Below are 930 nucleotides of genomic sequence, written 5' to 3'. Positions count from 1 at the left end.
ATCTCGACCGGCCGCAAGGTCTCGAGCGCTGCCGACAACGCCGCTGCCTACGGCATCGCGCAGCAGATGCAGGGCAACGTCTCTGGCCAGTCCGCTGTGAATGACGGCCTCTCCTTCGCCGCACAGACGGTCAGTTCGACCAGCACCGCCGTCAACCAGATCATCAGCGTGCTCAACAGCGTCCAGAACGCAGTGACCACCCTTGGCAACAACCAGGGCAGCCCGGCCGCTCTCGACCAGATCGGTACCCAGATCACTGGCCTGCTTCAACAGATCGATACCATCTCGCGCAACGCCACGTTCAACGGCGTGAACCTGATTTCGGGCAGCACAAAAGATGGTCTCGGGATCACGTCCAACAACCTGAGCTACATCACGGGCCTTCAGGGTGACCAGACGACCGTCACAGGCTTCAACGCAGCTATTGCCTCGTATATGGGCGGATCCAGCGTCGCCGGCGCACCGGCTGTCTCTTCCTCGTTCTTCCAGAGCGGCGTAGCTGGCACGAGCCTGACCGACGCCCTGGGCCTCACCACAAACAGCGGTACGAGCGGTGCAAACCCGACCACCAACGTGTTCGAATCCACCGGTGGCGTACTCGGCGGCAGCAAGAACGTCTCGGACATGATTTCGCAGGTTCAGGCCGCCATCAAGGCGATGACCTTCGTGACCTCCACACTGGGTGCGAACAGCAACGTCATCAACAACATGAGCACCTACGGCTCAAGCATCTCCGACAACCTCACCAACGGTATCGGCTCCCTGACCGATGCGGACATGTCTGCAGCCAGCGCCAAGCTGACCTCGCTTCAGACCAAGCAGTCCCTCGCCATCAAGTCGCTTACCATCGCCAACTCCCAGTCACAGAACATCCTCTCACTCTTCCAGTAAAATAAAACAGGCCCCTCGCCTCCAACAGCAAGGGGCCTG

The 930-nt window shown here is 60.3% G+C and carries 1 protein-coding gene; it reads left to right on the top strand.

The window, feature by feature from the left end:
- A partial coding sequence (locus tag NF685_RS14215) for a flagellin (protein ID WP_252850134.1) occupies positions 1-891 on the top strand: 891 nt, incomplete at its 5' end.
- Positions 892-930: the final 39 nt, after the last annotated feature.

The sequence above is a fragment of the Asaia lannensis NBRC 102526 genome (genome assembly GCF_024054035.1).
Lineage (GTDB): Bacteria > Pseudomonadota > Alphaproteobacteria > Acetobacterales > Acetobacteraceae > Asaia > Asaia lannensis.
The sequence above is the reverse complement of the archived record's forward strand: the minus strand, read 5'-3'. Positions and strand labels throughout refer to the sequence as shown.